Here is a 24,763-nt window from a genome sequence, read left to right on the forward strand (position 1 = left end):
ATTAATTTCTAATCGATTTTATTTTCCATTATAAGAATAGTTATAACATTTTGCATATAAGTTCGCGAACTTTTAAAGTCAGTATAAATTTTTATATTAATGTACGGGCGAGGACGCTTGTACCACAAGAGTATAGTCCAGATGAAAATTTAAAACTCTGATTTTTAATGACTTTTATGAATTTAGAAACTTAACACTCAAATATCTTGTCTTTGTTGGGTTTCACTTCGTTCAACCCAACCTACAATTATTGTTATTTCTCTAGAGTGACAAAGAGGGCTAATTACTATTTTTTGTTCAAAAAAAGACAGGCAAAAACCTGTCTCACAATTCATTATTTAATTTGCAAAATTTAGAAGTTCATTTCAGCAGCTTGGACTTTTTCAACCTGCTTCTTCTTAAGAACAAGCATAGCTTGAGCCAACATGACAAGTGCGATGAAAGCAATCATCCACTGAACTCTTGTAGCATCTTGCAGGACGATTTCGGCGTCATCTTGACCAAATCCACCAACGTTGGGATTATTTGTCAAAGCATCACCAGATGTCACTGCTTGTCCTTCAGAAACAATCAATTCGGGTCCGAGGGGAACTTTATCTACCACTGTTTCCCCAGATTCACTTTGGATGCTAACTTCAAATTTCGTGTTACCGTCTTCATCTTCTACTCTGGCAATTTTGCTAACTGTACCAGTCGCAGAGGCGGTGTAAACAGCGTTGTTGCTCTTTTCTCCAGTTGGGTAAACTTGTCCGCGTCCTCGGTTAGCACCTAGGTGAACGGCGTACTTACCAAACTGTACGTTCTTATCTGTTGCAGGGTTAGGAGAAAGAACGGGGAAAACAACTTCTTGATACTGTTCGCCCGGTAAGGGTCCAACAATAACAACGTTTTCTGAGTCTTCTTTATACGGTTGGAAATAAACGTCGCCGATTTCTTCCTTCCACTCTTCAGGAATGCGATCTTCAGGCGCAATCTTAAAGCCTTCTGGAAGCATCAGCACAGCACCAACGTTTAAGCCAGTTTTGGAACCGTCAGCACCCACCTGTTGCACGCTTGTATCGTAGGGAATTTTCACCACGGCTTTAAATACCGTGTCAGGCAGAATAGATTGGGGAACTTCTACTTCTGCTGGCTTCGCCGCTAGGTGACAGTTAGCACATACAATCCGCCCTGTTGGTTCGCGAGGAGTTTCGGGGTAGGTTTGCTGCGCCCAGAAAGGATATGCTGAAGCGGCTTGAGGAAGGGCTAAATCGCTCGTGAAGAACAATGTCACTGTTGCGATCGCGACCAGCAATGTTTTTACAATTACTCTAGCACTGCGAGTCAAACTCGCTGCTGTACAAGCATTTCTCATCTCTATAAGGACAACAAAGAGGACGATTAAAAGTTAAAGAGAATTTTGGATTTTGGATTTTGAATTTTGGATTGCTTTAAATTGAATCCAAAATCGTCAATCTAAAATCTAAAATTATTATGCCCACCAGGGGTCTTCACCGGTGCGGAAGTCTGTTTCAGTCCAAGAAGTTAGAACAATGTTGTCCTCTTCCACTTTTGTATGACTGAGAGCTAATGATAGTGGAGCGGGACCGCGCACTACCTTACCAGTGGCGTCATACTGGGAACCGTGACAGGGACACTTAAACTTGTTTTCTGCTGTATTCCAAGGAACAACACAGCCCAGGTGAGTACATACGGCGTTAATACCGTAGTCGCCTATCGCCTCTTTGCTGTCTACCACAATATAGGTGGGATCTCCTTTTAGTCCCTGAACCAGAACGCGATCGCCTACATTATGGCTGTCCAAAAACTTGTTCACGCTGACATTGTTCCCCAGCTCGTCTTTCGCGGTTGTACCACCACCTGTACCACCAGTTGCTGGGGGAATAAAATACTTGACAACGGGATACAAGACTCCCAAAGCGACTCCGGTTACAGTTCCAAAAGTCAAAAGATTCATGAATTGACGACGCCCCATATCGGGAACGTCCACTGATTCAGAAAATTGAGCCATAACCTACGCGTTCTTTGTGTATTTTGTTAACAAATGTGACGTTTTTACTCAAAAGGTAACCCAATCGAGTAAGGATTTAATGCCCATAATGATGCTGAAATTTGCTTCACTTAAAGATGTTCTCAGCATCTTTCTTAGTAGCATTACATTTCTTTATAGTCCTATCATACTTGAGTAATGGAACTTAACATCATAACTAAATGTAAAAATATTTGAGAAAAACTATGACTGGACTTGAATTACGTCAACTGTTTCTTGAAAAGTGGGGACATTCCTATGATGTCCAGTTACGTCGGACACAAGGTAAAATTTTCCTCCAAATTATGTGGAAATACTTAGAGCAAGCTTCTTTTCCTCTGAGTGAAGCCGAGTACGAGGAGCATCTAGAGAGCGTTGCTAGCTATTTAGATAGCTTGGGTGGAGCTATACAGGTACAAATGTTTATTCGAGAAACACGAGAGCGTCCCCGACTCGGCAAAGCTGTCAGCATTCCTTTGGATTTGGGTGAGCGTGCTACAGAATGGCTTTTATAACCAGTGACCAGTGACCAGTGACCAGTGACCAAGTAATATTTTGCCAACACGAATGTCTACTTTTTCAAAATCTTAGTATGTAATTTCTATTAACAGAACTATGAAGTATTCACTAGCAGTCATGTACTTTCGTACACCAAAACAAATGAAAATTTTTCTTGTCCCTACTCCCTACTCCCTACTCCCTACTCCCTACTCCCTTTTTCAAGTCATTTTCCGGTTAGCTTAACTAAACCTATACCACCAAAGTAAAGCCCCAAAACGGCTCCTGCTAGAAGACTTTGAGTTAAAGGGTCTGTGGAAGGTGTTAGAATAGCTCCTAAAATTACCGCTCCTAAAATAACATAACGCCAACCGGAAAGCATTCGTTGAGAAGAAACAATTCCCAAATTACCAAGCAGTACTTGAATGACGGGAATTTGAAATGCCAATCCAGTACTAAATAACAGCAACAAGATAAATTCAAAATATTTATCAATCGACCACAGTTGTTCTACAACATCTGCACCATAACTGATAAAGAATTTTAAGGCAGCTGGTATCAGCAAGAAATAAGCAAATACTAACCCTCCTGCAAAAAGAACACTTGAACCAAGAACAACAGGTGCTAGCAACCGTCGTTCGCGACGTGTCAGCCCTGGAAGAACAAATTGGATAATTTGGTAGAGCACAAAGGGACTGGCAATTACCAGCCCTGTATAACCTGCGACTTTTACAGAGACAAAGAAATATTCTCCTGGCGCAAGTTGGAGAAATTTTACTCCTTGTGCTGGGACTTCTAGTAACCGAACAATGGGTTTAACTGCAATAAAGCAACCAACAGCACTGACGGCTACGACTGCTAGAGAGTAAAAAATGCGCTGTCGCAACTCCTCCAAGTGATCGAACAGAGACATCTCAACCTCTCCGGGCAAATCATCAAGAGGATCGAGATCGGAATTGCCATCGTCTTGTTGGAGGTTAACACGGGGGGAAGTGGAAGCAGTTTCCTGGTCTGAGTCCCAGGGTTCATCGAACTGCTGTTGGGTTTCTACATCTTGAGAAGGCGTCATGAATCAACAATTTAGGGCATTACCTGTTAACTATTGTATCTGGGGAAGGCGCTAACGAGGGTTTTTTGTTACCTTTGCTGTCTTTTTCCGGTTGCTTGGGAATTTTGTTTGAATGATTAATATGGGGTAGTCTGCAAGACTGTAGCACCTTTAAAAAGTGGAACTAAGTGTTTAAAATTAAGTCAAGACTTCTTAAGTTTATTGACTTAATTCATTTAGAAAGCGACAAAAACTGCCTTAACCCAAATTTTATGAAACATTGCATCTACTTTAACGTAATTAAATATTTCTAGCTGAGGCTTGTATGAGTAAAACAATTTGTGTAGGATTGATTTCCTTTTCTGTTTTTTTGGGCAATATGGGTCAAATTTCTGCCAGTAATAATGCTGAAAAGCAACCATTCAAATATCAAGGTTTTACCTGGACGGATTCCATAATTAGTAGCATAAGCTCTTACAAGAGTCATATAAATTTCTTATTCTCTGCTAGAGATGAACGGAGAGGCGATTGTCTTCGCTTTGGGGACTGTAAGCGTTGATATGTTATTTGTCAGGGGGTTGAATATTTTTAGAGATTTTTACATAACTATTTTTTCTCAGTATCTTTCCTCCCATAGGAGAGTATAAAACTATGGAAAAAATAGACTTTATTCGTAGTCTTTATTATTAATCTTATTAGAAATCTTTTCAGAATATATAGCAGTCCTATTTACGTTGTAAAATTATTAACCGCAAAGACGCAAAGAGCGCAAAGAAAAGAGAGAAGATAGCATTTCACTACAGAATTAATTTTTTCTTGCGGGAGTTTTAATTATCCGGCTATCTACTGATAAATATATCTACGGGAATATCCGGAAGACCTTGAAGAAATTTTGTATCTTAAGGTTAAATTGCAGCAACAGTTAAGTACAAATTATCACACGTTAGTGGTGCAAGCTCCCCGACTTCTTCAAGAAGTCGGGTATGTGACAGCTATGAAATTGCCCATATTACATAAATGAACTGGATAAATTATGCTTCTAGATTTAGAAAGATTTTACCAAGCCTGCAATCCGAGCCGACCTCTCATGATGGGAAATGCTAGCGATCGCCGATATTATATTGATTTTACTTCTGTCCGGGGTGGCAAGATTATCGAAGCGCTGCAACGTACAATTACTAGGATATCTCCGGATACTGCAACCTGTCAGCTTTTTACAGGGCATATTGGTTGTGGGAAATCAACGGAGCTGCTGCGGCTAAAAACTGAGTTAGAGCAAGAAAAATTTCACGTTGTGTATTTTGAGTCTACCCATATCTTGGAAATGGTAGACGTGGATGTGACGGATATTTTTTTAGCAATTGTCGGTCAGGTCAGTGAAAGCCTGGAAGCGATAAATCTCCGCGTAAAACCGGGCTACTTTGCTAAGTTGTTTGCGGATATTGTGGATTTTCTGCAAACCCCAATTGATTTGGAGGTAAAAGGAGAGTTATCTGTGGGGATCGCCAAAATTACAGCTAAGACAAAAGAAAGCCCCAAGTTACGGCGTCGGTTGAGGGACTACTTAGAACCGAGAACTGAAAATATTTTACAATCTATTAATGAGGAATTACTTGAGCGTGCCAAGAAAGAACTCAAAGCTCTGGGTAAGAAAGGGCTGGTCGTCATTGTTGATAACTTGGATCGGGTAGCCATCAGACCTTTACCATCTGGAAGGTCTCTACCAGAGTACTTATTTATCGATAGAGGGGAACAGTTACGCAAGCTTAATTGTCATTTAGTATACACTATTCCTCTTGCCTTAACGTTCTCTAATGATAGCGCCGAACTACAGCATCGCTTGGGGGGCGGGGTAGCTCCCAAAGTTTTGCCTATGATACCTGTACGGCTGCGTTCTGGAGAAATTTATACTCAAGGACTGACGCTGATGAGACAGATGGTGCTAGCCAGAGCTTTTCCAGACATTCATCCTTCAGATCGGTTAAATTTGATCGCAGAAGTGTTTGATTCTGTGGAAACTTTAGATAGGCTGTGTTTAATTAGTGGTGGTCACGTGCGGGATTTACTGGGATTGCTGTATGACTGTTTGAGAGAACAAGACCCACCCTTTGAACGGGAATGTTTGGAATTGGTGATTCAAAGACACCGCGATTTCCGCGCTAACCCAATTGACTCTGAAGAGTGGGAGTTAATTTTTCAGGTGGTGCAACAGCAAAGAGTCAGAGGTGATATGGAGTATCACGCTTTATTGCGAAGTCTTTTTGTGTTTGAATACCGCGACCATCAGGGAGTCTGGTTTGCTCTTAACCCAGTTTTAGCAGAAACGCCAAAATTTCAATCATGGCTGAACGGTACCCACTAATGGATTTCATTGCGGCTAACGAGCGTTCCTTAATGAACTTAAGGCGAGCTATTGTTCTATCTCAAGGTCAATTCTCGCTAGTTTTGGCTTGCTGTAATTATGAAGCTTTGCAAGAGCGCACACTGCAAAGACTTCTCGAAATTTCTTCGGAAGCATACCAGATTGAAAAACTAGAGGTTCCGACCAACACCATTAGCCTTTATACAAGACTCCACTTACAAGTTGCTCGCGAGCAACCGTTGGTATTGATGGTTTTGGGTTTAGAGTCAGTGTCTGCGCTTGATGACCTGTTGACTACCATTAATCACGTGCGGGATGAGTTCCGCAAACGCCACCATTTTCCTATGGTTTTTTGGGTGAATGATAAGGTACTGCAAAAGATAGTGCGCTTGGCTCCGGATTTTGCGAGTTGGGCTGCTACTCCTATTAGATTTGAACTGACAACTGAAGAATTGCTCGAATTTCTACAACAAAAAACTGATTCTCTCTTTGCGGAAATTCTTAACACCAATGCTACACAACAAGCAGAACCCCAAGTGACTTATGGCAATAGAACTTTGGGTTTGGTCTCTAAGTATAGCAGTTATGAATTCCTCTGTGCTATTAAAGATTTGCAAAATCGCGGTATTAAGTTAGATCCCGAATTGAACGCCAGTCTGGAATTTGTTTTTGGTTTGGATGATTATGTTAGCGATCGCATAGATTTGGCGTTGGAACATTTTCAGCAAAGCTTGCAGTTTTGGCAAGAGCAAGTGAGAGAAGAGGGGGATGAGGAAGGAGGGGGAGAGGGGGAGAGGGAGACAGAGGGGAAAAATTCTCCCATGTCTCCCCATCCCCCCATCCCCCCATCACCCCACCTTCTTCGTTTGGGAGTCGTTCTGTTCTATATTGGGCTGTGTTATTTTCGTGTGGCAGAACGGTATCATTCAGAAAACCCTCTCCCATGGCAAGAAGCTAAATTTTATTTCCAACAATGCCTTGACGTTTTTGAAGTGATTGGACGCGAGGAGATTGTGGCTCAATGTATTGGCCAATTGAGTGAAGTGTTGCTCATTTTACACGATTGGGAAGAGTTACAGAAAGTTGCCACAAAATCTCTAGAGTTACATAGAATTTATGGTACTCAAATTCAACTTGCTTGTGATTATAGTTTTTTGGCTGAGGTCGCTGTAGAGCAGTCAAACTGGGAAAAGGCAACTCAGCTGGCAAAAGCATCCCTGTCTTACCTGGGGAAGGTCAGAAAAGATAGCGATCGCTATCAGAGTTTGTTCCCACTGCTTTTGAAACAAATATCTCAATTAGTGTTAGCACAAGCACTAGAGCATTTGGGGGAGAAAAAAAAGGCTCTAAAACGCTTAAAAACGGCGAATCGTCAGTTGGAAACTGCTTTGGAAAGCAGCGATCATCGGTATGATGCTCATCGTTATATTCGCCTTTTGCGGAAGATGCGATCGCTCTACTTTGAGTCTGGTCGGTATTTAGAAGCTTTTTGTATCAGGCAAAAACGCCGTTCGGTCGAGCAGCAGTATGGTTTGCGTGCTTTTATTGGCGCAGGTCGCCTACAACCCCAGAGACCAACGACAAAACCCTTGTTGGTTTCAAGTGCAGCAAGCACCAGCGTTGCTTTGGAAATTGATGCTTCCGGTCGCAAGCGGGATATTGATAGCTTAATTGGCAGAATTAGTCGTTCCGATCAAAAACTGACAGTCATTCACGGTCAATCTGGCGTAGGTAAAAGTTCTACCGTGACTGCGGGGCTAATCCCTGCACTGCAAAACCGAGCTATCGGCGACCAGATTGCTATACCTGTTGTAGTGCGAATTTATACTAACTTGGTTCGGGAATTAGGAAAATCTTTAACAGAGGCGCAACTTCAAATTCAACATGGAACAAGTGCTGCTATCCTCGAGCCTGTCATACTTAACTCGGAAAATGCCATTCTGGAACAATTACAAAAAAATGCTAAAAATCATTTCATCACAGTTTTAATTTTTGACCAGTTTGAGGAGTTTTTCTTTAGCTGTCCCGAACACAACAAGTTGCAACAATTTGATAATTTTATTTGCGATTGCCTCAATATATCTTTTGTGAAAATAGTCTTTTCTCTTCGAGAAGATTATTTACATCGCTTATTAGAATTTAAATACTTAACACAACAGGAGCAGATTAACAATAATATTTTAGACAAAAATATTCGCTATCAATTAAAAAATTTCGCCCAAGAAGATGCCAAAAATTTTATCTTAAAGTTAACAGAGCGATCGCATTTTTATTTAGAGCCAGCTTTGATTGATGCCATCGTACAAGATTTATCGACAGAATTAGGAGAAGTTCGTCCAATTGAGTTGCAAGTCGTAGGATCGCAACTGCAAGATGAAAGGATAACAACGCTAACAGACTACCAGCAATTTAAATCGGGCAAACTGATTGAGCGATATATAAAAGAACTCATCAAAGAATGCGGTCCCGAAAATGAAAGGGCTGCATTACTGGTCTTGTACTTGTTAACAGATGAAAATAAAAAGCGTCCTTACAAAACTTATAGTGAATTAGCTTCCCAGCTAGCAGAATTAGAGCATCAAGAAAAATTAGAGTTAGTCTTAGAAATTTTAGTGCGTTCTGGATTAGTGGTTCTCTTTCCCGACCAACCCGAACGCCGCTATCAATTAATTCATGATTATTTAGTAGATTTGATTCGTTATCTGCAACAAGCAGAATTGAACTTACAAACACAACTGCAAGAGTTACGCAACCAAGTCCATCAAAGGGAAACAGAGATTTACCAGCTAAAAAGCCAACTGAAGAAAAAACAGCAGCAATCTCAACAAGTCATTAGCCAACCCCAACAAGGTTGGGATTTACTGACAGAATTAAAAGAGTTACGTAAACGAGAAACACAAAGTCAGATTGAAATTGAGCAACTCAATGCAGAACTGCAACAGCAAAAGTTGCAAGCAGAACTCGCAAAGAGTCATCGCTCTGTGACAATAGCACTTGCTGGTTCAGTCATACTTATACTGGCGTTCACAACCTCTTTTCTTTCAGCCTTTCAATGGAGACAAGCGCTCGTTAATGAAATTAAAGCTATTAATGCAACGAGTGAAGTACTTCTCATCTCAGGAAGAGATATGGAGGCCCTGAAATCCGGGTTAAAAGCAGGTAGAAAACAGCAAAATGCCATATTTCCAAGTACAGATGTGCGGTTTCAGGTAATGGGGACGCTTTATCAACTGGTTTTTTCTGGGGGTGAAAGAGCAAGCCAACGCTTACAGAGCCATACGTTGGGTGTGAATAGCGTCAATTTTAGCCCTGATGGTAAGACAATAGCCTCAGCAAGTGCTGACAGTAATATTGTACTCTGGCATTTCAACGGCAAAAAATATAAAATTTTACGTTCGCACAAAGATGCTGTCAACAACGTTAGTTTTAGCCATGATGGTAGAACTGTCGCTTCTGCAAGTCAGGATAAAACTGTAAAACTTTGGAATCCAAACACCGAGCAGGTAAAAAAAACTTTAGTAGGGCATAAAGAAGTCGTTAATAGTGTCAGCTTCACTCCCGATGATGAAATAATTGCCTCGGCTAGTAGCGATAAAACCATCAAACTTTGGCATCGGGATGGTAAACTTCTTAAGACTTTGTTGGGTCATAAGAATGCTATCTTGAGTGTAGCTTGGTCGCCTAATGGTCAAACCCTTGCTTCAGCTAGTACGGACAAAACTATAAACCTTTGGAGTCGAAACGGCAATCTGTTGACAACTATAGCAGGGCATAACGATGCTGTGAGGAGTGTAGCTTGGTCTGGAGATGGAAGGGTTATTGCTTCAGCGAGTTTGGATAAAACTGTCAAACTCTGGAGTCGGGAAGGTAAATTGTTAAGAACTTTAATTGGGCATAACGATAAAGTCACAAGCGTGAGTTTCACCCCTGATAGTCAGATTCTAGCTTCAGCAAGTACCGACAAGACAGTCAATTTTTGGAGTCGCGACGGAATTCTGTTAGGAACTTTAAAGGGTCATGGCGACTGGGTCAATAGTGTCAGTTTCAGTCCTGATGGAAAGACTTTGGCTTCTGGAAGTCGAGACATAACAGTCAAACTTTGGAAATTGCAGGATCTGAAATCCAAGTTTAGACATCATAGTGGAGATGTGACTAGCATTAGTTTCTCTCCTCAAGGTGATTTGATAGCTTCTGGTAGTCTTGACAAAACAATTAGAATCTGGAACTCAGAAGCAAAACTACTTCATATTTTAGAGGGTCATAAGAATGGAGTTTGGGGCGTAAGTTTTAGCCCAAAAGGAGATATGCTTGCCTCAGCTAGCACGGATGCAACAGTCAAGCTGTGGAAACGTGACGGTAAGCTTATCAATACGTTATCAAAACATAAAGACGCAGTCTTAAGCGTGTCTTGGAGTCCTCAAAATATTATCGCTTCAGGTAGTAAGGATAAAACTGTAAAGTTGTGGAGTCAGAACGGTCAGCTATTAAAAACTTTGTGGGGACACAAAGCTGTTGTTAATTGGGTGAGTTTTAGTCCGAATGAGGAGTTATTAGCATCAGCTAGTGATGATAAAACAGTGAAGCTTTGGAGCAGTGATGGTAAATTGCTCAAAACTTTGTCGGGACATAGGGATGCAGTTTATAGTGTAGCTTGGTCTCCTGATGGCCGTAAAATTGCTTCGGTTAGCGCAGATAACACGGTGAAGCTTTGGAGTCAAGATGGTGAGTTGCTGAAAACTTTATGGGGACACAGAGATGCTGTCACTGGTGTCAGTTTTAGCCGTGATGGTGAATTACTTGCTACAGTGAGCGATGACAATACGGTGAAACTGTGGAACCGAGATGGAATATTACAAATAAGTTTAAAGGAAAAGGATAACCTTACCAGCGTTAGTTTAAGTTCTCACAATAGCTTGATAGCTATTGGCAGTGCTAGTGGTACAGTGTTTTTACGGAATTTAGAAGACATAACACTAGAAAAGTTGCTAGTGCGGGGGTGTGATTTGCTTAAGGACTATTCCCCAGTGACAAACGGCGATCGCACAATTTGTCCGTAGGGAGTGGGGAGTGGGGAGTAGGGAAGAGGAATTTCCTCGTTCCCAGGCGGAACCTGGGAACAAGAGGTGTAGGGTGTTATCTTCTCATTTTGCTGATAGCTGAGCATGCTCTGATGAATATTTTGCAACTAACTGGGACATTTCCGGGTTGTAAAGCCGCAGATAATTCCAGTAGTTACCAAATACCTGACGCACATAATTTTTGGTTTCATCAAAGGGAATTGCTTCTACAAACTCATCTGGATCTTGTTTTGGTAGGGTTTGCAGCCATTTAGAAACGTTACCGGGACCTGCATTGTAACTGGCGATCGCGAGCATGGAATTATCTTTATACTGCTCGTGGGTATGATCTAAATACCAAGTCCCCAACATAATATTGTCATTGGGGGTTTCCAATTTAATTTTTTTGCTATCTACTTTAATTTGTGGAGCAATCCACTTAGCTGTATCTGGCATTACCTGCATTAAACCAGTCGCACCAGCAACAGAGCGGGCTTTTTCCTCAAATCGAGATTCTTGGCGCATTAAGGCAGTCACCAGCACGGGATTTACCTCATTCTTTGCCGACCACTTTTCAATTTCCTTTAGATATGGTAAAGGATAACGGGCTTGCCAGTAAGTGACTTGCTTGCTGAGATCCTGATACTCAGCTTTTTCTTGTGGTTTTTTCCGGTCTTCTAGTTTAGAAATTGTGTCAATACCGATTAAATATTCGCCTTTTGCCAACCGCATCAAACCTTCAGTGTATTGTTCTGCCACAGTTGGCTGCATTTTATTGACAAATTCAGTTTGCCACTGCAACCAAGCATCGCGATCTTGACCGAGTAAATACAATTCCTTAAAAGCTTCCGAACCTGCAGTTGGTACAGTACGCTGATAGGGGACAATTTTCGGGTCGAGACTGCGTATGTTATTGAAGTTGCCAACATTAAGACCTAGAACCGCAGCCGATCGCCATGCATAGTAAGAGTAGGGGAAGCGGTTAACAACATACTCGTAAGCTTTTTTTGCTTCCTGGCTTTTCCCGATTTTCGTTGCCCATTTCCCAACCCAAAAGCCAGCTCTTGGAGCCAGAATACTGTTGGGGTTGTTAGTAGGTATTGGTCCTGCCCACTGCCAAGCACCATTAAAATCTTTGGCTTTCGCTTTTTCTTGGGCAATTTTCCAACGGTACTCTGCCGCTTCTTCAGTGTTACCAAACTTTGTAATCAGTAACTGCAATGCTTGAGTGGCTGCTTTTGGATCTTGAGCCTGTAGAATCTTGGCTTTTTCCATCAGTGCTTCACCCGCTTTTTCAGGGTATTTACTGACGACTTTGTCAAGTAATGGTATTGCATCCTTACGGACTTGTGCCATTTCTGCCAGACGCAGTAAGCCATTTCCAGTTTCTTCAGCGTCAGGGAATGCTTTAACAAGTTGTTGATAGGTAGCAATTGCTTCTGGGCGTTTTCCACCTACCTGATATCCCCGTGCCACGCGATAGAGATTGCGGGGTGTCCGAGATGCTTTGGTATAAGCTTCTGCTGCTTTGGAAAATTCGCTATTTTCCCAGTATGCTGTACCCACGATTTCCCATTCTTCGGGTTTAAGGGTGGGGTTATTTGCCAACTGGTCTAGTATGGGAAGAATTCCTGATTTGTCATAGGCATGTTTTGCCAAAATCAGCTGCAATGACGGCTGTTGTGGATTTTCTTGCAACTGCTGGCGGATAATTTCCCAAGTTAAAGGATTTGAGGGAAATTGGGCAATGGCTTGCTCTTGATATTCAGGAGTTGCTATCAGATATAGGGCTTTAACAGAAGCAGGTTCTTTAGAATATTTTTTCACCACCTTCTGCCGCAAATCTGAGGCTTTGCCTTCCTCTCCAAGGACATCGGCTGCTTGCGCCTGTTTCAGTAAAACATAGGGTGCCAAGCGTGGATATTCGTCCTCTAGCCCTTCTAGTAACTCCAGTGCCGCTTTGGCTTGCTTCTTTTCAATCAAATCGCTAGCCAAAAGATAACGAGCGCGATTTCGGTCTTGCAAGTCGCGTCCCTTTGCAAGAGCCTCCAGCTTTGCACTGCGTTCATGCGAGGACTGTGACACCAGTGGAAGCACAGCGGAGTTAGCTTTGCTTGCTTCTGAAAGCTGCTCAGGCGAATTTTTAGTAAATCGCAGTAAATGCCCAAAGGATTTACTAAACTGAGGCGCGGACATCATTGCACCTGCTAGGAAGGCAAACAATCCAGCACCTGCAATGAGAGGGATATATTTTTTCTTTTGTCGCTGCTTCAGCATTGGTACCCGCTGAAAATTTCACATGAATTTCTAGCAACTCTAGCATCACTTGCGGACAATGTCGCCACTTTTAACTTTTGTATTCCTAATTTGGGGATCGTTATAGCTTTTTTCTTTTCTGGATGGGAATTCCAGCCATTTAAGTTAAAAATTTTGCATTTTTGTTTTTCTCTTTGCTTGTATAGTATGGGTTTGGCGATCATCTGTAAAAGCAAAGGTTGTAAGAGCAGTTGCTACAAACTCTCACAGGCATACCCCTTTCTTCCTTATATAAGGGCAAAAATCCTTCTTTAGGGGGAAGAAAAGGGATGTTGCTATTTTAGTCAAAGGTTAACAAAGTGTAACGCACCATCTCCAGAGTTCAAGATGCTAATACTTCGTTGAGAATGACGACAGGTAAATCGGTAATACTACGAAAACCTTGAAAGAAATGCGGATCTTCAAAAATGCTTGGTTTGAACGTTTTGCCCGTAAGGAACGGCTGACCGATGAAGCGCTTTACGCCGCTGTCACCAGAGCGTCCAAGGGGCTAGTAGATGCCGACTTAGGCGGCGGCATCATCAAACAGCGGATAGCGCGGCAAGGACAGGGAAAATCAGGAGGATACCGCAGTATCATTATTTTTCGCAGCGGCGATAAGGCTTTCTTCGTGTACGGCTTTTCCAAGAGCGATCTCGACAACAGTCAACTACCTACACCTCCCGAAGGGTAGGTGTAGGCTTGCCAAAAACTAAAGCAAGTCTTTAGCTCTCAATAGGCAACGCAAGAGTTGGTTAGGTCACTGGGGAGAGTCAAAAGCTCGTTACAAGGGGCATTATACGTTGTTAATTTGCGCTTCCCCCAGTTCTAAGTTTTAGTAGTAAATTACGAACGTATGTTTCCCTAGTTCGGACAAACTAATTGGCTTTTGTGAGAAGAAGAGATGCGGCTACTAAAATGACCGGAGGGACGTTACCAAAAATAACAAACACAGTTTATTGGGTTATCCCTAATAAAGGAATGATTAATCAAAATCGACAAGTTACAAGAGTACCAGTTGTCTCGCCAGATAACAAACCCCTGATGCCCACAAATTGCGCAAGAAGTCATGGGAAGCGTTGACGAAAACGGTTTACTGTGCTTGGATGAACCTCTGACGGTTCAAAAGCATAGCCGCGTTAAGGTAATTGTGCTGTTTGTGGAAGATGAGGTGGATGAAGATGATGAATCAAAAGAGTCTGTATTAAACAGTCTTCGCACTTCATTGCAACAAGCAAAAGCTGGAAAAACTAGACCTATTTCAGAACTGTGGGATGGTGTTGATGCAGAGTGAACTACCCTCAGTTCAAGTTCAGTTTACAGATGAATTTCAGTATCGGCTACGCACCCTGTCCAAAAAGTATCGCCACATTCGGTCTAATATTCAACCGATAATTGCACAACTGCAAGCAGGAAACTTTATTGGCGACCAAATATCTGGAACAGGGAACACTGTTTTCAAGGTACGAGTCCGCAACAGTGATATCCAGAAAGGTAAAAGTGGTGGTTATCGGCTCATTTATCAGCTTGAATCCCAACAAAGGTTATCCTCCTGCTAATCTATTCCAAAAGTGAACAAGCAGATGTTGCAGTAGAGGAGATTAAGTTAGTTATAGAAGAGTTTCAAAAATACGGTAGTACTTTGCCGGAAGCAAACCAGGAATAACATTAGATTATAGTTAGGACTGGTTCTGAATTTAAACCACACTCAACAACGCCTGTTTAAACTCCGCTTGTTTAGGTTGGCGTTGTCCAATTTTTTTCCCGTTTACGTAAGTACCATTTCTACTACCAAAATCTCGCACGCGAATATCAGGCGGGTTGATATCTAACAAGCAGTGATAGCGGGAAAAAATTACCGCGTCGTTCGTACTGTTCAATCGGTGCATACCCTTTCGTCTTAGAATTCGTCATGCTTCCGGTTTTCCCAAGGGTAAATTCACGGGCAAGACCAAAATCAAGTAATCCTGTGCTGGTTCGGGAGTAGCTTCACCCAGATTAGGGGTGATGATTGGGATTATTGCTCAGCAACCCAAGAGCTACCGCAATCTCAGAAAGGCGGTTGTCAGCTGTGAGAAAGATCAATTGAGTAGATTGTGTAGCAGGGAAAGCGGGTTGAATCAGCAGCACTGACGCTAGTTGGACGGCATCATAAGCGCGTAGAGGGTATTGACCGACCAACTGACCCGCAGTTTCTGCAAGTGTTGAATCGAGTTCAATCACTTGGTACTGATTATTCAGGTCAAAGCGAAACCTCTTCGGGCGATCGCGCTTCTAACTTCCACCCAAGTAATTCGGGCAATGATTAATGAGTTGCCAGTATTGAGATCCGAGATTGCCCGTATCCAAGCACTGCCAGTTTCCGGCACGTACCGTTTGACCAGAGCACTGCTATCTAAAAAGTAGACAGTCACATTAACCTCGTTCTTCAATAATGATTTCTGAGAGGGGCTTGCCGGGGGATGCTTCCAGTCTTTGGGTTAGTTCGCGCCACGCTTCTTCTGAAACTGGCTCAACATCGTCTCGACGAGGGGGAGAACTCACGAGTCCTGCTGCCACCAGGGATTGAATTATCTGTTCGGCATCCATTGCTGGTTCTTCAGTCAAAAGTTGAATCTGCACAGTTTGGTGCTCTTGTAGGGATAAGGGATTTAAGGGGCGCAGAACCCCGTTTTCATAGACAGCAGTGATAATTTCTGGCATGGTTTGCTAGTTGCCTTTCCTTTGTAAGTAAACCCAAAAGATTAACTAAAAGATGATAACAGAAGAATAGGGCTTAAGCCTCTCATCAAGGAGAAATAAACTATTTCAGGATGCGATCGCACCTTGAGTATCGTCTCGAAAAGCTTATAAAATCCTTGGGGTCAGGGGTCAGACCCAGCATTCACCAACAGTACCCTTTAAAAAGTCGAGGATCTGAGTCTTTCAATTTATCTTCGTCAATTATTATAGCAATTTGCCAGCATCGTACTACAAACATCGACCCCAAAGGTGGATAGTACTCAGTGCCAGGTATCGGAAAGGCAGAACCCGCAAGGCTTCATGAAAAATGACTTCTTCACACTTCGTAACAATTCTCTGTATATATATTATACAAGTCTCGATGCGAGAGAAATGGCAATTGCCCACGTACACTCAAATCCCCAATCCTGCCCATCAATATTAGTGTTATCAGCAATTGCTTGTATAGGTCAAAAGCCTTCTCTAGGATAGGATTGTAAGGTGAGCAGAATTAAACTGTGCCTTGAAGCCATGAATACACAACTGGTAAATTCTCTAGTGCAAATTATCCAGTCCCTCTCCCAAGAAGAGCGAATGTTTTTAGATGAAAAACTGAAAAAATCAGACGCACGAGCAGCTTTCCAAAAGTTGATTGAGTTGGGAGACAAAATCAACGCTCGTCGTGAAGGACAGCCATTTGACCCACCATTAGAAGATTATATCCGGCAAACAAGAGAAGAACGTAATGAGCAACACGATCAACTTATGCGTAGTTCCGTTCCCAAATCAGAGGCGAAATGACATTAACTTTAGTTTGTGTTGATGCCAACTTGGTCGTGCGTTTGTTTTCTAGAATTACGACAGAGTTGCAAGTCAGGGAATTGTGGAATCATTGGCTAGAGTCAGAGTACACAATTGTTGCACCAACCTTAATTTATTATGAACTTAGCAATGCGTTGCATCGAGCTGCTGTTGCAGGGCAAATCCTACCATAAGAGGCAGATCGAGCTTTGGCTGAGGCAATAAATTTAAATATCAGACTTTATGGTGATGCGGAATTACACAAACAAGCCTTAATGATAGCGCGAAGTTTGAGACTATCTGCTACATATGATGCCCATTATCTAGCGTTAGCGCAACGATTGCAATGCGAGTTTTGGACATCAGACAGGCGACTAGTTAACTCCGTACAAGCTATGTTTTCTTGGGTAAAGTTGGTATCTTGAAATTGCTAATGGCTTCTATACCAATCCTATTTGATAGGTAAAAATTATCAACCGCAAAGACGCAAAGAGCACGAAGAAAAGAGAGAAGAGAGAATTTTACAAATAGACATCTCTGAAAAAGAATATAAAAGCCTTATGCAGTCAGGGTCAATACCTCATTTCTGGAGATGTCTAATGATTTAGGATTGCTATAACGGGTGGGAACGAGAAATTAATGAATTCTCAATTACGAATTATTCTGTCTGGTTGCTCAGTCAAAATAGAACTAAACACCCCCATAGCTTGTTTTAACTGCTTAGCTGTATCTGCCTGTTCTTGATAAGTTCGTATGTAGTCCAAACTCAATCCGAGAAACGGTACTAGGTAGGCAATAATCTTAAGAAAATGGGCTATGTTGAAATGGCTGTCAAACAAATCTTTTGAACCAAAAACCATATGCAGTTGAGTGGCTACTTGGGGAATAATGCTGATAACGAGGGCATGAGAGAACAGACTTGGATATTTGTCGTAAAACCGAGGGAAAACAACAAGCCCTGCAAAGATAAATAGTAACAGCGGAGCAACGTCCCACGGACGAGTCACTATAGAATTAGGAAATATGGTTTTGGGCAGAGTAGCACTATGGGCGCAGATATATACAATTCCAAAAGCAGTTATTGCACAAACTAGACTCGCGATCGCTACCAAACCGATACTCCCTTTCCACTTTCTTGGCTGAACGATCAGAAAAAAGCCTGTACCAACAAGCACAATCAGAGCATTGAAAATTCGGCAGATTGCCCAAGTGAAAGGAATGAAATTTTGGTTATCCGCCACGCCCTGAATTAATCTATCGGCTGCTAGAGTGTGAAATGCATCCATACATCCAGCGCTAAAAAGTGCCACGCCAATGATAATGGTGACGACATCGCCCTTAAGGTAGAAATGTATTAAAGACAAAATTACTGTAAAGATTGCTGTACAGAAGGCACTCCACTTTAAAATAGTGTGTGTAAAACTGCCTGATAAAGTGTAATGCATGACATCAATGACTTTGCCTTTAGTCGTATTTGGCAGTGGGGCATCAAAGGTCTGTGAGGGGGAACCAAAATCTACTCCCAGTAGATTCAGCAAGCTAGGTAATACACATATACCGACTACTGCCCAAACCAATTGAACAGGAATCATAGTTTTTTTCATTGAAATTTCTGAGGTATTTTGCTTAACTTATAAGTAGCTTAACTCAGTATATTCTGGGATATATAAAGAAGTGGCAGTATGATTAGCAATTCTTATATATGTCACCGAATTAACAGTCTAGGATTGTTTTTTTCATTTAGGGACGCATTTTACCCAAAGCCCCAAATTTTTTCACGTACCAAAGACTACCTGCTAGCTCAGTAATTTTTGGTAAAAAGCCAAAATTTCAGAACTCATCTTTGGCAATTTACCAGCTTTGAAAAGATTGATGAGCTATCAATTTCATCGGGATTCACAGGCTTTTTATCAAAAATCGTACCCAAGAGAAGAGAATACCACACTGCACCAACTAATGACTACGCGAAAGAATCATATTACAGCAATTTTCAGATTAAGAGACCACATGGAGTGGGGTGGGCGTCCTCGCCGAACCTCTCATTCAGTACGGGCGGGGACGCCCGTACCACAAGAACAGAGTGTGGTTCTAGACTTGGAAAACTGCTGTAACCGAAGATTTGGTGTGAGACTGTTGCGGACTCTGAGCTTAAAAACCAAAGCCACAGTAGCTACTGCTATTAGCACGCTCTCATTACTGGCAATTGGGACAGAGGCTTATCCGTTGGCTCACCTATCGACTAGTCAGGAAATTAACCAAGCTGAACAAACTAACGCTTCTGCAAAAGCAGATTATGACAACCACGTGCTCAAAAGCAACAATCGATACCAGTTGGTATCCGACCCGGCTTGGAAAACACCAAATGGTCTGCCTTCTTTTAATAGGGAGGTAGCCGTTGCTGTAAAGGGCAAAACTGCACTTGCTCCCCAACAAGATTTACTCCTGAGCCTGGTGATTCGGATTGTGCTGACAGCATTGGTGGCGATCGCGAGCGCAGCTTTCTTATATAAGTGGGGTATCACTCCCATCCTCAATAAGACTAACGAGGAAGAAAAACTGGGTCAAAGAGAACTCGATACCGACATCGAGCGAGGAGAAGACGTCGCCGAGTTAGGGTCTAAAGTCAACTTGATGGCAGACCAATTGAAGGTTTTAGTTAGGGAACAAGTAGAACAATCCCGTCGCCTAGAAGCTGAAGCCAAGCGAACACAGATATTTACGGAAATTACCCTGCACATTCGTCAATTTTTAAACCAGAAAGATCTCCTCCAAGCAACAGCTGATGCGATCCGAAACTCACTTGCAACCGAGCGAGTCGTTGTCTATCGCTTTCATGAAGACTGTAGTGGAACCGCGATCGCAGAATCTGTTGCTGCTGATTTTCCAAGAATGATTGAGCGACAAATAGATGATCCTTGTTTTAGGGAGCGTTATGTACAACAGTACAAAAATGGTCGGGTGCGTGCAATTGATAATATCTACCAGGCAAATCTTACAGATTGTCACATTAAAACTTTAGAACAATTTACAGTCAAGGCAAATTTGGTTGCGCCAATTCTTCAAGAAAAACAGCTTGTCGGCTTACTGATTGCTCATCAGTGCAGTCAACCTCGGACTTGGCAGAAGTGGGAAATCAATTTATTCGCCCAGTTAGCAATTCAAGTTGGATTTGCTCTAGACCAAGCAGCTCTTTTGGAACAGCTTGAAATTATTTCGCAAGAGCAACGTCAACAAAAAGAAGTGCTCCAGCAAAAACTGGTTGAACTAGTCAGTAGTATCGAGGCGGTATCCGAGGGCGATTTAACTGTGAGGGCTGAAGTAACAGCAGGTGAAATCGGTATAATTGCTGACTTTTTCAATTTCATCATTAAAAACTTGCGACAAATTGTCATGACTGTCAAAAAAGCTGCTTCTGAAGTAAATCTTGCCGTTGGAGAAAATTCGGATGCAGTCCAGCAACTGGCTTTTGAAGCGCTCAAACAGACTGAACAGATGACTCGCGCCCTTGAAGACGTCAATCAGATGACCCTTTCAATTCAAGCTGTAGCTGATAGCGCCCACCAAGCGAAAGCAGTAGCCCGCAGTGCCTTTGACATAGCCAGAGCCAGCGCCGAAGCAATGGGTAGTACTGTCTCTAGTATCTTGAATTTGCAACAGACAGTGACAGAAACAGCGAACAAGGTGAACTGTTTAAGTGAATTTTCTCAAGAAATTTCTGTGGTTGTGTCGTTGATTAACAAAATTGCCGTGCAAACGAACTTGTTATCTATCAATGCTAGTCTGGAAATGGCACGGGCGGGTGATGAAGGTCGGGGCTTCGTTGTGGTGGTGGAAGAAATTGGTGACTTAGCAGCGCAATCTGCCCAAGCGACAACAGAAATACAACAAATTTTGGAGAAGATTCAATTGGGAACTAGCGACGCAGTTCAAGCTATGTCCATGGGAAGCACCCAAGTGGTGGAGGGAGCTAATCTTGTCAAAAATGCCAAGCTCAGCCTAGAGCAGATTTTAGACTTGTCTCGCCAGATTGACCAGTTAGTGCAGTCGATTTCAAGTGCGACAGTGTCTCAAGCTCAGACTTCTGGTGCTGTCACTATTTTGATGCAGGAGACTGCCAATGTCTCACAACGCACTTCAGATTCCTTTGACATGGTGTCTGGCTCTCTAGAAACAACTTTAGAGATAGCGCAGCAATTGCAAAAGTCTGTCAGTGTATTCAAAACTAGTGAGCAAAATTGAGGAGATTCTACATCGCTGCAAGATCTCCGACTTTTTTAAGAAGTCGGGGATCTGACCATTTTCATAAATGATTGAGGATTGCTATAATTGTGCTTCAGCGCTAACAACTTCATCGCAAAGCAAGTTTGGGAGTTTTTCCCTTCAAACCAATCATCAACTTAAGAGCAAACACTTTCAAGAAAGGAACGTGTCGCATTACCCACAAACCAATGCGACGAACTATAACGACTGGCAAGATATTATTAGAGAATACTCTGTCTAACAAATCGGTAAAACCTAAGATTGTCAAGTTTTCTTGTTTGCGCCAACGTTCATATCTTTTGAGAGTTTTTATATTGCCAATATCTTCACCTTTCTCATGAGCTTCTTGCAGCACTTGCGCCAAAGTTGCTACATCCCGAATACCTAAATTTAATCCTTGTCCGCCTACAGGATGGCAATTGTGTGCTGCATCACCAACTAAAGCCAATCGGTGGAGGACATAGCGATCGCTTTGCATGAGTTGGACTTGGAAAATAAAGCGATCGCCCAGTAATTCCAACTTACCCATTTGATTGCCATATCGCGCTTGTAATTCTGCCAAAAATTGTTCGTTATCCAAAGCACATAAAGCTTTGGCTTCTTCGTGAGGAGCAGTCCATACAATCCGGCAACGGTTTCCCCGCAATGGTAGTATTGCAAAAGGACCGCTGTGCCAGAATTTTTCATATGCTGTGTTGTTGTGAGATTTTTCTGGTTTAACAAAAGCCACAATACAAGACTGCCAATACTTCCACCCTTTAGTTGTAATTCCCGCAGCTTGACGAATGGGGGAACGGGAACCATCTGCAGCTACCACCAATTTGCAGCGAACCCTCCGCATTTCACCAGCCACTTTGATATCTATCATCACCATGTCCTGGTGGTAGTGAATATTAATAACTTCTGCGGGGCATAAATACGTAACATTGTGGCAATCTTTAACAAACTCCTGCAAGGGATGCAAAAGTGCTTGATGTTCTGCCACATAACCTAAATCTTTTGTACCGATGTCTGACGTTTGCCATTCTACAACAGTAGGATGATCGGCATCGGAAAGGCGGACTTGGCGATAAATTTCGATATTGGGCAATATTTTGTCCCAAATACCAATTCCTTGGTATATCAGCGCCGAAAGCATATGTACGGCGTAGGCTTGTCCTTTGGCTACGGCTGCTGATTCCACTTTTGCCTCAATCAGCAGCACACTCAACCCAGAATCTTTCAGCGCGGAGGCTAGGGTTAAGCCAACAATTCCGCCGCCTACAATAACCAAATCGTAATCGTACCCCCGCTTATGTGTCGAGGTTTGGGGGAGAGAAAGGGTTGGAGAAAGCTGTGCTTGCGTCATTGTTAAGAGAAATTACAGCGTTTTAATTTATATTTTGACGCAAACGGGTGGAGAAGAGCAAGAGTGACCAGTGACCAGTGACCAGTGACCAATTACCAGTGACCAGTGACCAGTAACAAATGACACTTTTAAGCATTTAGTTTATTGTGTTTGTTCTGCTTGTTCGGAATCTTCCTGTTCGCTCACTTTTTGAGTATTACCTGCTTTGACCCAACCCTCTCGATCGCTACCCACTACGCGGATTTTTTGCCAGCCTCCGTTTTCTTGCAGAACGATCGCTCTAGCATTAAAGCCAATTCCACCAATACGTTCAGCTTCTGTTTGTGGTTCTGCTCGTAAAATTAAGCCTTGTGACCAAGTCACGCGTGCTCGGTAAGCTCCTGGCGGTAGTTCTTTTGGTGCTTCTTCAGCCTTGGGAGATTCAGTCGGAGATTGGGTTGCTTCAGCTTTTGACTCTGGTTGAGAATTCGGTTTTTTGGTGGTGCTTTTAGAAACTACGGCTTTTGGATTTTTCCCTTTCACTTTAGGTAAATCGTTGGCAAAAATGGGTTTTGGAGGAGGTGCGGAAGTTCTATTCATAAAATATAGAGCTGTAGCAAAACCACCTCCCAGAAGAATGGTAAGTGCTAAGGAAATTCCAAGTATAAATTTAAATATGTTACCAATCATCTATTTACACCCTCAAGGTTAATAGTTACTAGTCATTTGTCCTTTGTCAATAGTCCTTTGTCAAGACCAATGACAAATGACTATTGACAAATGACTAAATCTATTATTGCAGTTGGCGTTGAATGCGATTGCTCAGAGAACTGTGTTTGGAAGCCAACCGCGCCCTACCTGCAGCCGCCCATTCTTGCAGTTTCTGAATTTGCTCGGTAGCAGTTCTTGCGAGAGGGATGATTTGACTGGCGGATTCCAAGATATCATCAGTTGTGAAATCCCGGTTTTGGCTGAACCCAATATGCATGGCTTCAATCAAAGTTTGCTCAATTTCTGCTCCAGAAAAATCGGGTGTTTCATAAGCAAGTCTGTCAAGATCGTAATTTTTTATATTATGCGGGCGCAATCGATTTAAATGCACGGTAAAGATTGCTTGTCTCTCTTCTTGGGTAGGTAACCCAACAAAGAAAATTTCATCAAACCGTCCTTTTCGCAGCATTTCTGGCGGTAGTGCTTGGATATCGTTAGCTGTAGCAACGACAAACACGGGTGAGGTTTTCTCGGCTAACCAGGTAATAAATGTACCAAATACACGGCTAGTTGTACCTGCATCTCCTTTACTACCAAGCCCGGAGAAGGCTTTATCTATCTCGTCTATCCATAAAATACAGGGCGCAAGGGCTTCTGCAACTTGTATCATTTGTCGGGTACGGGATTCAGATTCACCCACCAAACCAGCAAATAATCTTCCGACATCTAAACGTAGTAAAGGTAAATGCCAGTGATGTGCGATCGCTTTTGCAGTGAGAGATTTCCCCGTTCCCTGAATCCCGACGAGTAGCAAACCTCTGGGGTGAGGTAAACCGTACTGTCGTGCTTTGTCGGTAAACGAACCACCACGGCGGAGCAACCAATCTTTGAGGTTATCTAGTCCGCCAATATCGGAAATTTGTTCCGTAGCCGGGTAAAAGTCGAGAATTTGGGTTTGACGAATGGTTTGACGCTTTTCTTCTAGAACCAAGTCTACATCTTCTGGTAAGAGTTCGTCATGAGTTGCGATCGCCCTTGATAAAACTCGGCGAATCCGCTCCATGGATAGCCCTTGGCAAGAGCGCACCAAATCATCCATGACTTTACCAGAAAGGGAGTTACCAGTTGCTCCTAACAAGCGTTCTATTTCCCCTCTAATTTCAGATCCTGAAGGTAGGGGAAATTCCAAAACAGTTAAAACTTCCGTTAAGTCATCAGGAATGGCAATTCTGGGAGACAGCAGAACGATATTTTTTGGTTGCGACTTGAGGAGTCGAGCGAAGTTGCGGAGTTTGCGAGAAATCGCTACATCATCTAAAAATCGATGGTAGTCTCGAAGAATAAATACAGCAGGTGCAGATGCAGGTATTTTCTCCACAAATTCCAAAGCCTGCAAGGGATTGCGACGACCAAAACCTGCATCATTTGGATTACCCTGGTAACCATCCACAAAATCCCAAGTATAAACTGGACGATTACCCTGATTTGCTGCTTCTTCCCGGATAGAGGCTTCCAAGCGTTCCTCTTCATAGGTGGGAATGTAGATCAAAGGGTAGCGGGCGCGTAGCAGCAGTTTGAACTCATCACGAAAAGTCATAGGTAACAGTCATGAGTCATTGGTTATGTAGTCATTAGTCATTAGTTGAGCGCCAAA

The 24,763-nt window shown here is 42.5% G+C and carries 22 protein-coding genes and 1 pseudogene; 10 read left to right on the plus strand and 13 right to left on the minus strand.

The window, feature by feature from the left end; translation table 11 throughout:
• Positions 1-352: 352 nt before the first annotated feature.
• Positions 353-1,354: a cytochrome f gene (gene petA / locus WA1_RS41725; RefSeq protein ID WP_017742987.1), complete on the minus strand. Its 1,002-nt coding sequence runs from the start codon at positions 1,352-1,354 to the stop codon at positions 353-355.
• 117 nt (positions 1,355-1,471) lie between these two features.
• Positions 1,472-2,011, minus strand: coding sequence for a cytochrome b6-f complex iron-sulfur subunit (gene petC / locus WA1_RS41730; RefSeq protein ID WP_017742988.1), 540 nt, complete (start codon positions 2,009-2,011; stop codon positions 1,472-1,474).
• A 224-nt stretch (positions 2,012-2,235) separates the two neighbouring features.
• Between petC and WA1_RS41735 the strand changes: the two genes are divergently transcribed.
• Entirely contained in the window at positions 2,236-2,544 is a 309-nt protein-coding gene (locus WA1_RS41735; protein WP_017742989.1) for a DUF3067 family protein, read from the plus strand.
• 209 nt (positions 2,545-2,753) lie between these two features.
• Here the strand turns inward: WA1_RS41735 and tatC are convergent, their stop codons facing one another.
• On the minus strand, positions 2,754-3,596 hold the full coding sequence (gene tatC, locus WA1_RS41740; RefSeq protein ID WP_017742990.1) for a twin-arginine translocase subunit TatC: 843 nt from the start codon (positions 3,594-3,596) through the stop codon (positions 2,754-2,756).
• A 1,012-nt stretch (positions 3,597-4,608) separates the two neighbouring features.
• Between tatC and WA1_RS41750 the strand changes: the two genes are divergently transcribed.
• Both WA1_RS41750 and WA1_RS41755 read left to right on the plus strand, forming a co-directional pair.
• Entirely contained in the window at positions 4,609-5,937 is a 1,329-nt protein-coding gene (locus tag WA1_RS41750) for a P-loop NTPase fold protein (protein ID WP_017742992.1), read from the plus strand.
• On the plus strand, positions 5,916-10,994 hold the full coding sequence (locus tag WA1_RS41755) for a WD40 domain-containing protein (RefSeq protein ID WP_017742993.1): 5,079 nt from the start codon (positions 5,916-5,918) through the stop codon (positions 10,992-10,994). Before WA1_RS41750 ends, WA1_RS41755 begins: the two co-directional genes overlap by 22 nt.
• Before the next feature lie 84 nt (positions 10,995-11,078).
• On the opposite strand, the gene WA1_RS41760 is transcribed toward WA1_RS41755, so the two are convergent.
• A complete protein-coding gene (locus WA1_RS41760; protein ID WP_017742994.1) occupies positions 11,079-13,271 on the minus strand; it encodes a transglycosylase SLT domain-containing protein in 2,193 nt (730 codons plus the stop codon).
• Between the two features lie 430 nt (positions 13,272-13,701).
• Here WA1_RS41760 and WA1_RS41770 point away from each other — a divergent pair, with 430 nt between their 5' ends.
• From WA1_RS41770 to WA1_RS41780, 3 genes are all read left to right on the plus strand, one after another.
• A complete protein-coding gene (locus WA1_RS41770) occupies positions 13,702-13,983 on the plus strand; it encodes a type II toxin-antitoxin system RelE/ParE family toxin (protein ID WP_017742996.1) in 282 nt (93 codons plus the stop codon).
• A 375-nt stretch (positions 13,984-14,358) separates the two neighbouring features.
• Positions 14,359-14,583 carry a type II toxin-antitoxin system RelN family antitoxin gene (locus tag WA1_RS41775; protein ID WP_017742997.1) on the plus strand — a complete coding sequence of 75 codons (225 nt, stop codon included), beginning with the start codon at positions 14,359-14,361 and terminating at the stop codon, positions 14,581-14,583.
• Complete coding sequence (locus tag WA1_RS41780; RefSeq protein WP_336389828.1) at positions 14,573-14,848, plus strand: type II toxin-antitoxin system RelE family toxin; 276 nt, start codon at positions 14,573-14,575, stop codon at positions 14,846-14,848. Before WA1_RS41775 ends, WA1_RS41780 begins: the two co-directional genes overlap by 11 nt.
• Before the next feature lie 138 nt (positions 14,849-14,986).
• On the opposite strand, the gene WA1_RS60810 is transcribed toward WA1_RS41780, so the two are convergent.
• The 5 genes and pseudogenes from WA1_RS60810 to WA1_RS41795 all read right to left on the minus strand — a co-directional run bounded on the left by WA1_RS60810 (position 14,987) and on the right by WA1_RS41795 (position 15,992).
• The gene (locus WA1_RS60810; protein WP_017742999.1) at positions 14,987-15,178 is read right to left on the minus strand and encodes an FHA domain-containing protein; all 192 of its coding nucleotides are present in this window, start codon (positions 15,176-15,178) and stop codon (positions 14,987-14,989) included.
• Positions 15,141-15,254, minus strand: a pseudogene (locus WA1_RS61985) (serine/threonine protein kinase); the annotation flags it as partial. The pseudogene WA1_RS61985 and the gene WA1_RS60810, both read right to left, overlap by 38 nt.
• A gap of 33 nt (positions 15,255-15,287) precedes the next feature.
• A complete protein-coding gene (locus WA1_RS58975; RefSeq protein ID WP_017743000.1) occupies positions 15,288-15,512 on the minus strand; it encodes a type II toxin-antitoxin system VapC family toxin in 225 nt (74 codons plus the stop codon).
• Positions 15,513-15,526: 14 nt separating this feature from the next.
• Positions 15,527-15,703, minus strand: a complete 177-nt coding sequence (locus WA1_RS58980) for a type II toxin-antitoxin system VapC family toxin (RefSeq protein WP_201789158.1) — start codon at positions 15,701-15,703, stop codon at positions 15,527-15,529.
• Position 15,704: 1 nt separating this feature from the next.
• A complete protein-coding gene (locus WA1_RS41795; protein ID WP_017743001.1) occupies positions 15,705-15,992 on the minus strand; it encodes an antitoxin family protein in 288 nt (95 codons plus the stop codon).
• 519 nt (positions 15,993-16,511) lie between these two features.
• On the opposite strand from WA1_RS41795, the gene WA1_RS41800 reads away from it, so the two are divergent.
• From WA1_RS41800 to WA1_RS60820, 3 genes are read left to right on the plus strand one after another with little or no spacing between them, the layout of a single operon-like run.
• Positions 16,512-16,811 carry a hypothetical protein gene (locus WA1_RS41800; RefSeq protein WP_272819336.1) on the plus strand — a complete coding sequence of 100 codons (300 nt, stop codon included), beginning with the start codon at positions 16,512-16,514 and terminating at the stop codon, positions 16,809-16,811.
• Positions 16,808-17,005 (plus strand): PIN domain-containing protein, encoded by a 198-nt coding sequence (locus WA1_RS60815; RefSeq protein ID WP_017743003.1) that lies wholly within the window; start codon positions 16,808-16,810, stop codon positions 17,003-17,005. The genes WA1_RS41800 and WA1_RS60815 overlap by 4 nt, the downstream gene beginning before the upstream one ends.
• 15 nt (positions 17,006-17,020) lie before the next feature.
• Positions 17,021-17,236, plus strand: coding sequence for a type II toxin-antitoxin system VapC family toxin (locus tag WA1_RS60820; RefSeq protein WP_272819337.1), 216 nt, complete (start codon positions 17,021-17,023; stop codon positions 17,234-17,236).
• 222 nt (positions 17,237-17,458) lie between these two features.
• On the opposite strand, the gene WA1_RS41810 is transcribed toward WA1_RS60820, so the two are convergent.
• Complete coding sequence (locus WA1_RS41810) at positions 17,459-18,415, minus strand: MASE3 domain-containing protein (protein ID WP_017743004.1); 957 nt, start codon at positions 18,413-18,415, stop codon at positions 17,459-17,461.
• Between the two features lie 352 nt (positions 18,416-18,767).
• Between WA1_RS41810 and WA1_RS41815 the strand changes: the two genes are divergently transcribed.
• Positions 18,768-21,050, plus strand: a complete 2,283-nt coding sequence (locus WA1_RS41815) for a methyl-accepting chemotaxis protein (RefSeq protein ID WP_158516762.1) — start codon at positions 18,768-18,770, stop codon at positions 21,048-21,050.
• A 109-nt stretch (positions 21,051-21,159) separates the two neighbouring features.
• Here WA1_RS41815 and WA1_RS41820 read toward each other — a convergent pair whose 3' ends face one another.
• From WA1_RS41820 to WA1_RS41830, 3 genes are all read right to left on the minus strand, one after another.
• The gene (locus WA1_RS41820) at positions 21,160-22,419 is read right to left on the minus strand and encodes an FAD-dependent hydroxylase (protein ID WP_017743006.1); all 1,260 of its coding nucleotides are present in this window, start codon (positions 22,417-22,419) and stop codon (positions 21,160-21,162) included.
• A 141-nt stretch (positions 22,420-22,560) separates the two neighbouring features.
• Positions 22,561-22,998, minus strand: a complete 438-nt coding sequence (locus tag WA1_RS41825; protein ID WP_336389829.1) for an SH3 domain-containing protein — start codon at positions 22,996-22,998, stop codon at positions 22,561-22,563.
• Positions 22,999-23,191: 193 nt separating this feature from the next.
• Complete coding sequence (locus WA1_RS41830; protein WP_017743008.1) at positions 23,192-24,706, minus strand: AAA family ATPase; 1,515 nt, start codon at positions 24,704-24,706, stop codon at positions 23,192-23,194.
• Between the last annotated feature and the right edge of the window lie 57 nt (positions 24,707-24,763).

Source organism: Scytonema hofmannii PCC 7110 (genome assembly GCF_000346485.2).
Lineage (GTDB): Bacteria > Cyanobacteriota > Cyanobacteriia > Cyanobacteriales > Nostocaceae > Scytonema > Scytonema hofmannii.

Excerpts from the sequence above, each read along its gene's own strand:
- petA (WP_017742987.1), bottom strand. The coding sequence starts at position 1,354 with ATGAGAAATGCTTGTACAGCAGCGAGTTTGACTCGCAGTGCTAGAGTA.
- petC (WP_017742988.1), bottom strand. The coding sequence starts at position 2,011 with ATGGCTCAATTTTCTGAATCAGTGGACGTTCCCGATATGGGGCGTCGT.
- WA1_RS41735 (WP_017742989.1), top strand. The coding sequence starts at position 2,236 with ATGACTGGACTTGAATTACGTCAACTGTTTCTTGAAAAGTGGGGACAT.
- tatC (WP_017742990.1), bottom strand. The coding sequence starts at position 3,596 with ATGACGCCTTCTCAAGATGTAGAAACCCAACAGCAGTTCGATGAACCC.
- WA1_RS41750 (WP_017742992.1), top strand. The coding sequence starts at position 4,609 with ATGCTTCTAGATTTAGAAAGATTTTACCAAGCCTGCAATCCGAGCCGA.
- WA1_RS41755 (WP_017742993.1), top strand. The coding sequence starts at position 5,916 with ATGGCTGAACGGTACCCACTAATGGATTTCATTGCGGCTAACGAGCGT.
- WA1_RS41760 (WP_017742994.1), bottom strand. The coding sequence starts at position 13,271 with ATGCTGAAGCAGCGACAAAAGAAAAAATATATCCCTCTCATTGCAGGT.
- WA1_RS41770 (WP_017742996.1), top strand. The coding sequence starts at position 13,702 with ATGCGGATCTTCAAAAATGCTTGGTTTGAACGTTTTGCCCGTAAGGAA.
- WA1_RS41775 (WP_017742997.1), top strand. The coding sequence starts at position 14,359 with ATGGGAAGCGTTGACGAAAACGGTTTACTGTGCTTGGATGAACCTCTG.
- WA1_RS41780 (WP_336389828.1), top strand. The coding sequence starts at position 14,573 with ATGCAGAGTGAACTACCCTCAGTTCAAGTTCAGTTTACAGATGAATTT.
- WA1_RS60810 (WP_017742999.1), bottom strand. The coding sequence starts at position 15,178 with ATGCACCGATTGAACAGTACGAACGACGCGGTAATTTTTTCCCGCTAT.
- WA1_RS41795 (WP_017743001.1), bottom strand. The coding sequence starts at position 15,992 with ATGCCAGAAATTATCACTGCTGTCTATGAAAACGGGGTTCTGCGCCCC.
- WA1_RS60815 (WP_017743003.1), top strand. The coding sequence starts at position 16,808 with ATGACATTAACTTTAGTTTGTGTTGATGCCAACTTGGTCGTGCGTTTG.
- WA1_RS41810 (WP_017743004.1), bottom strand. The coding sequence starts at position 18,415 with ATGAAAAAAACTATGATTCCTGTTCAATTGGTTTGGGCAGTAGTCGGT.
- WA1_RS41815 (WP_158516762.1), top strand. The coding sequence starts at position 18,768 with ATGACTACGCGAAAGAATCATATTACAGCAATTTTCAGATTAAGAGAC.
- WA1_RS41820 (WP_017743006.1), bottom strand. The coding sequence starts at position 22,419 with ATGACGCAAGCACAGCTTTCTCCAACCCTTTCTCTCCCCCAAACCTCG.
- WA1_RS41825 (WP_336389829.1), bottom strand. The coding sequence starts at position 22,998 with ATGAATAGAACTTCCGCACCTCCTCCAAAACCCATTTTTGCCAACGAT.
- WA1_RS41830 (WP_017743008.1), bottom strand. The coding sequence starts at position 24,706 with ATGACTTTTCGTGATGAGTTCAAACTGCTGCTACGCGCCCGCTACCCT.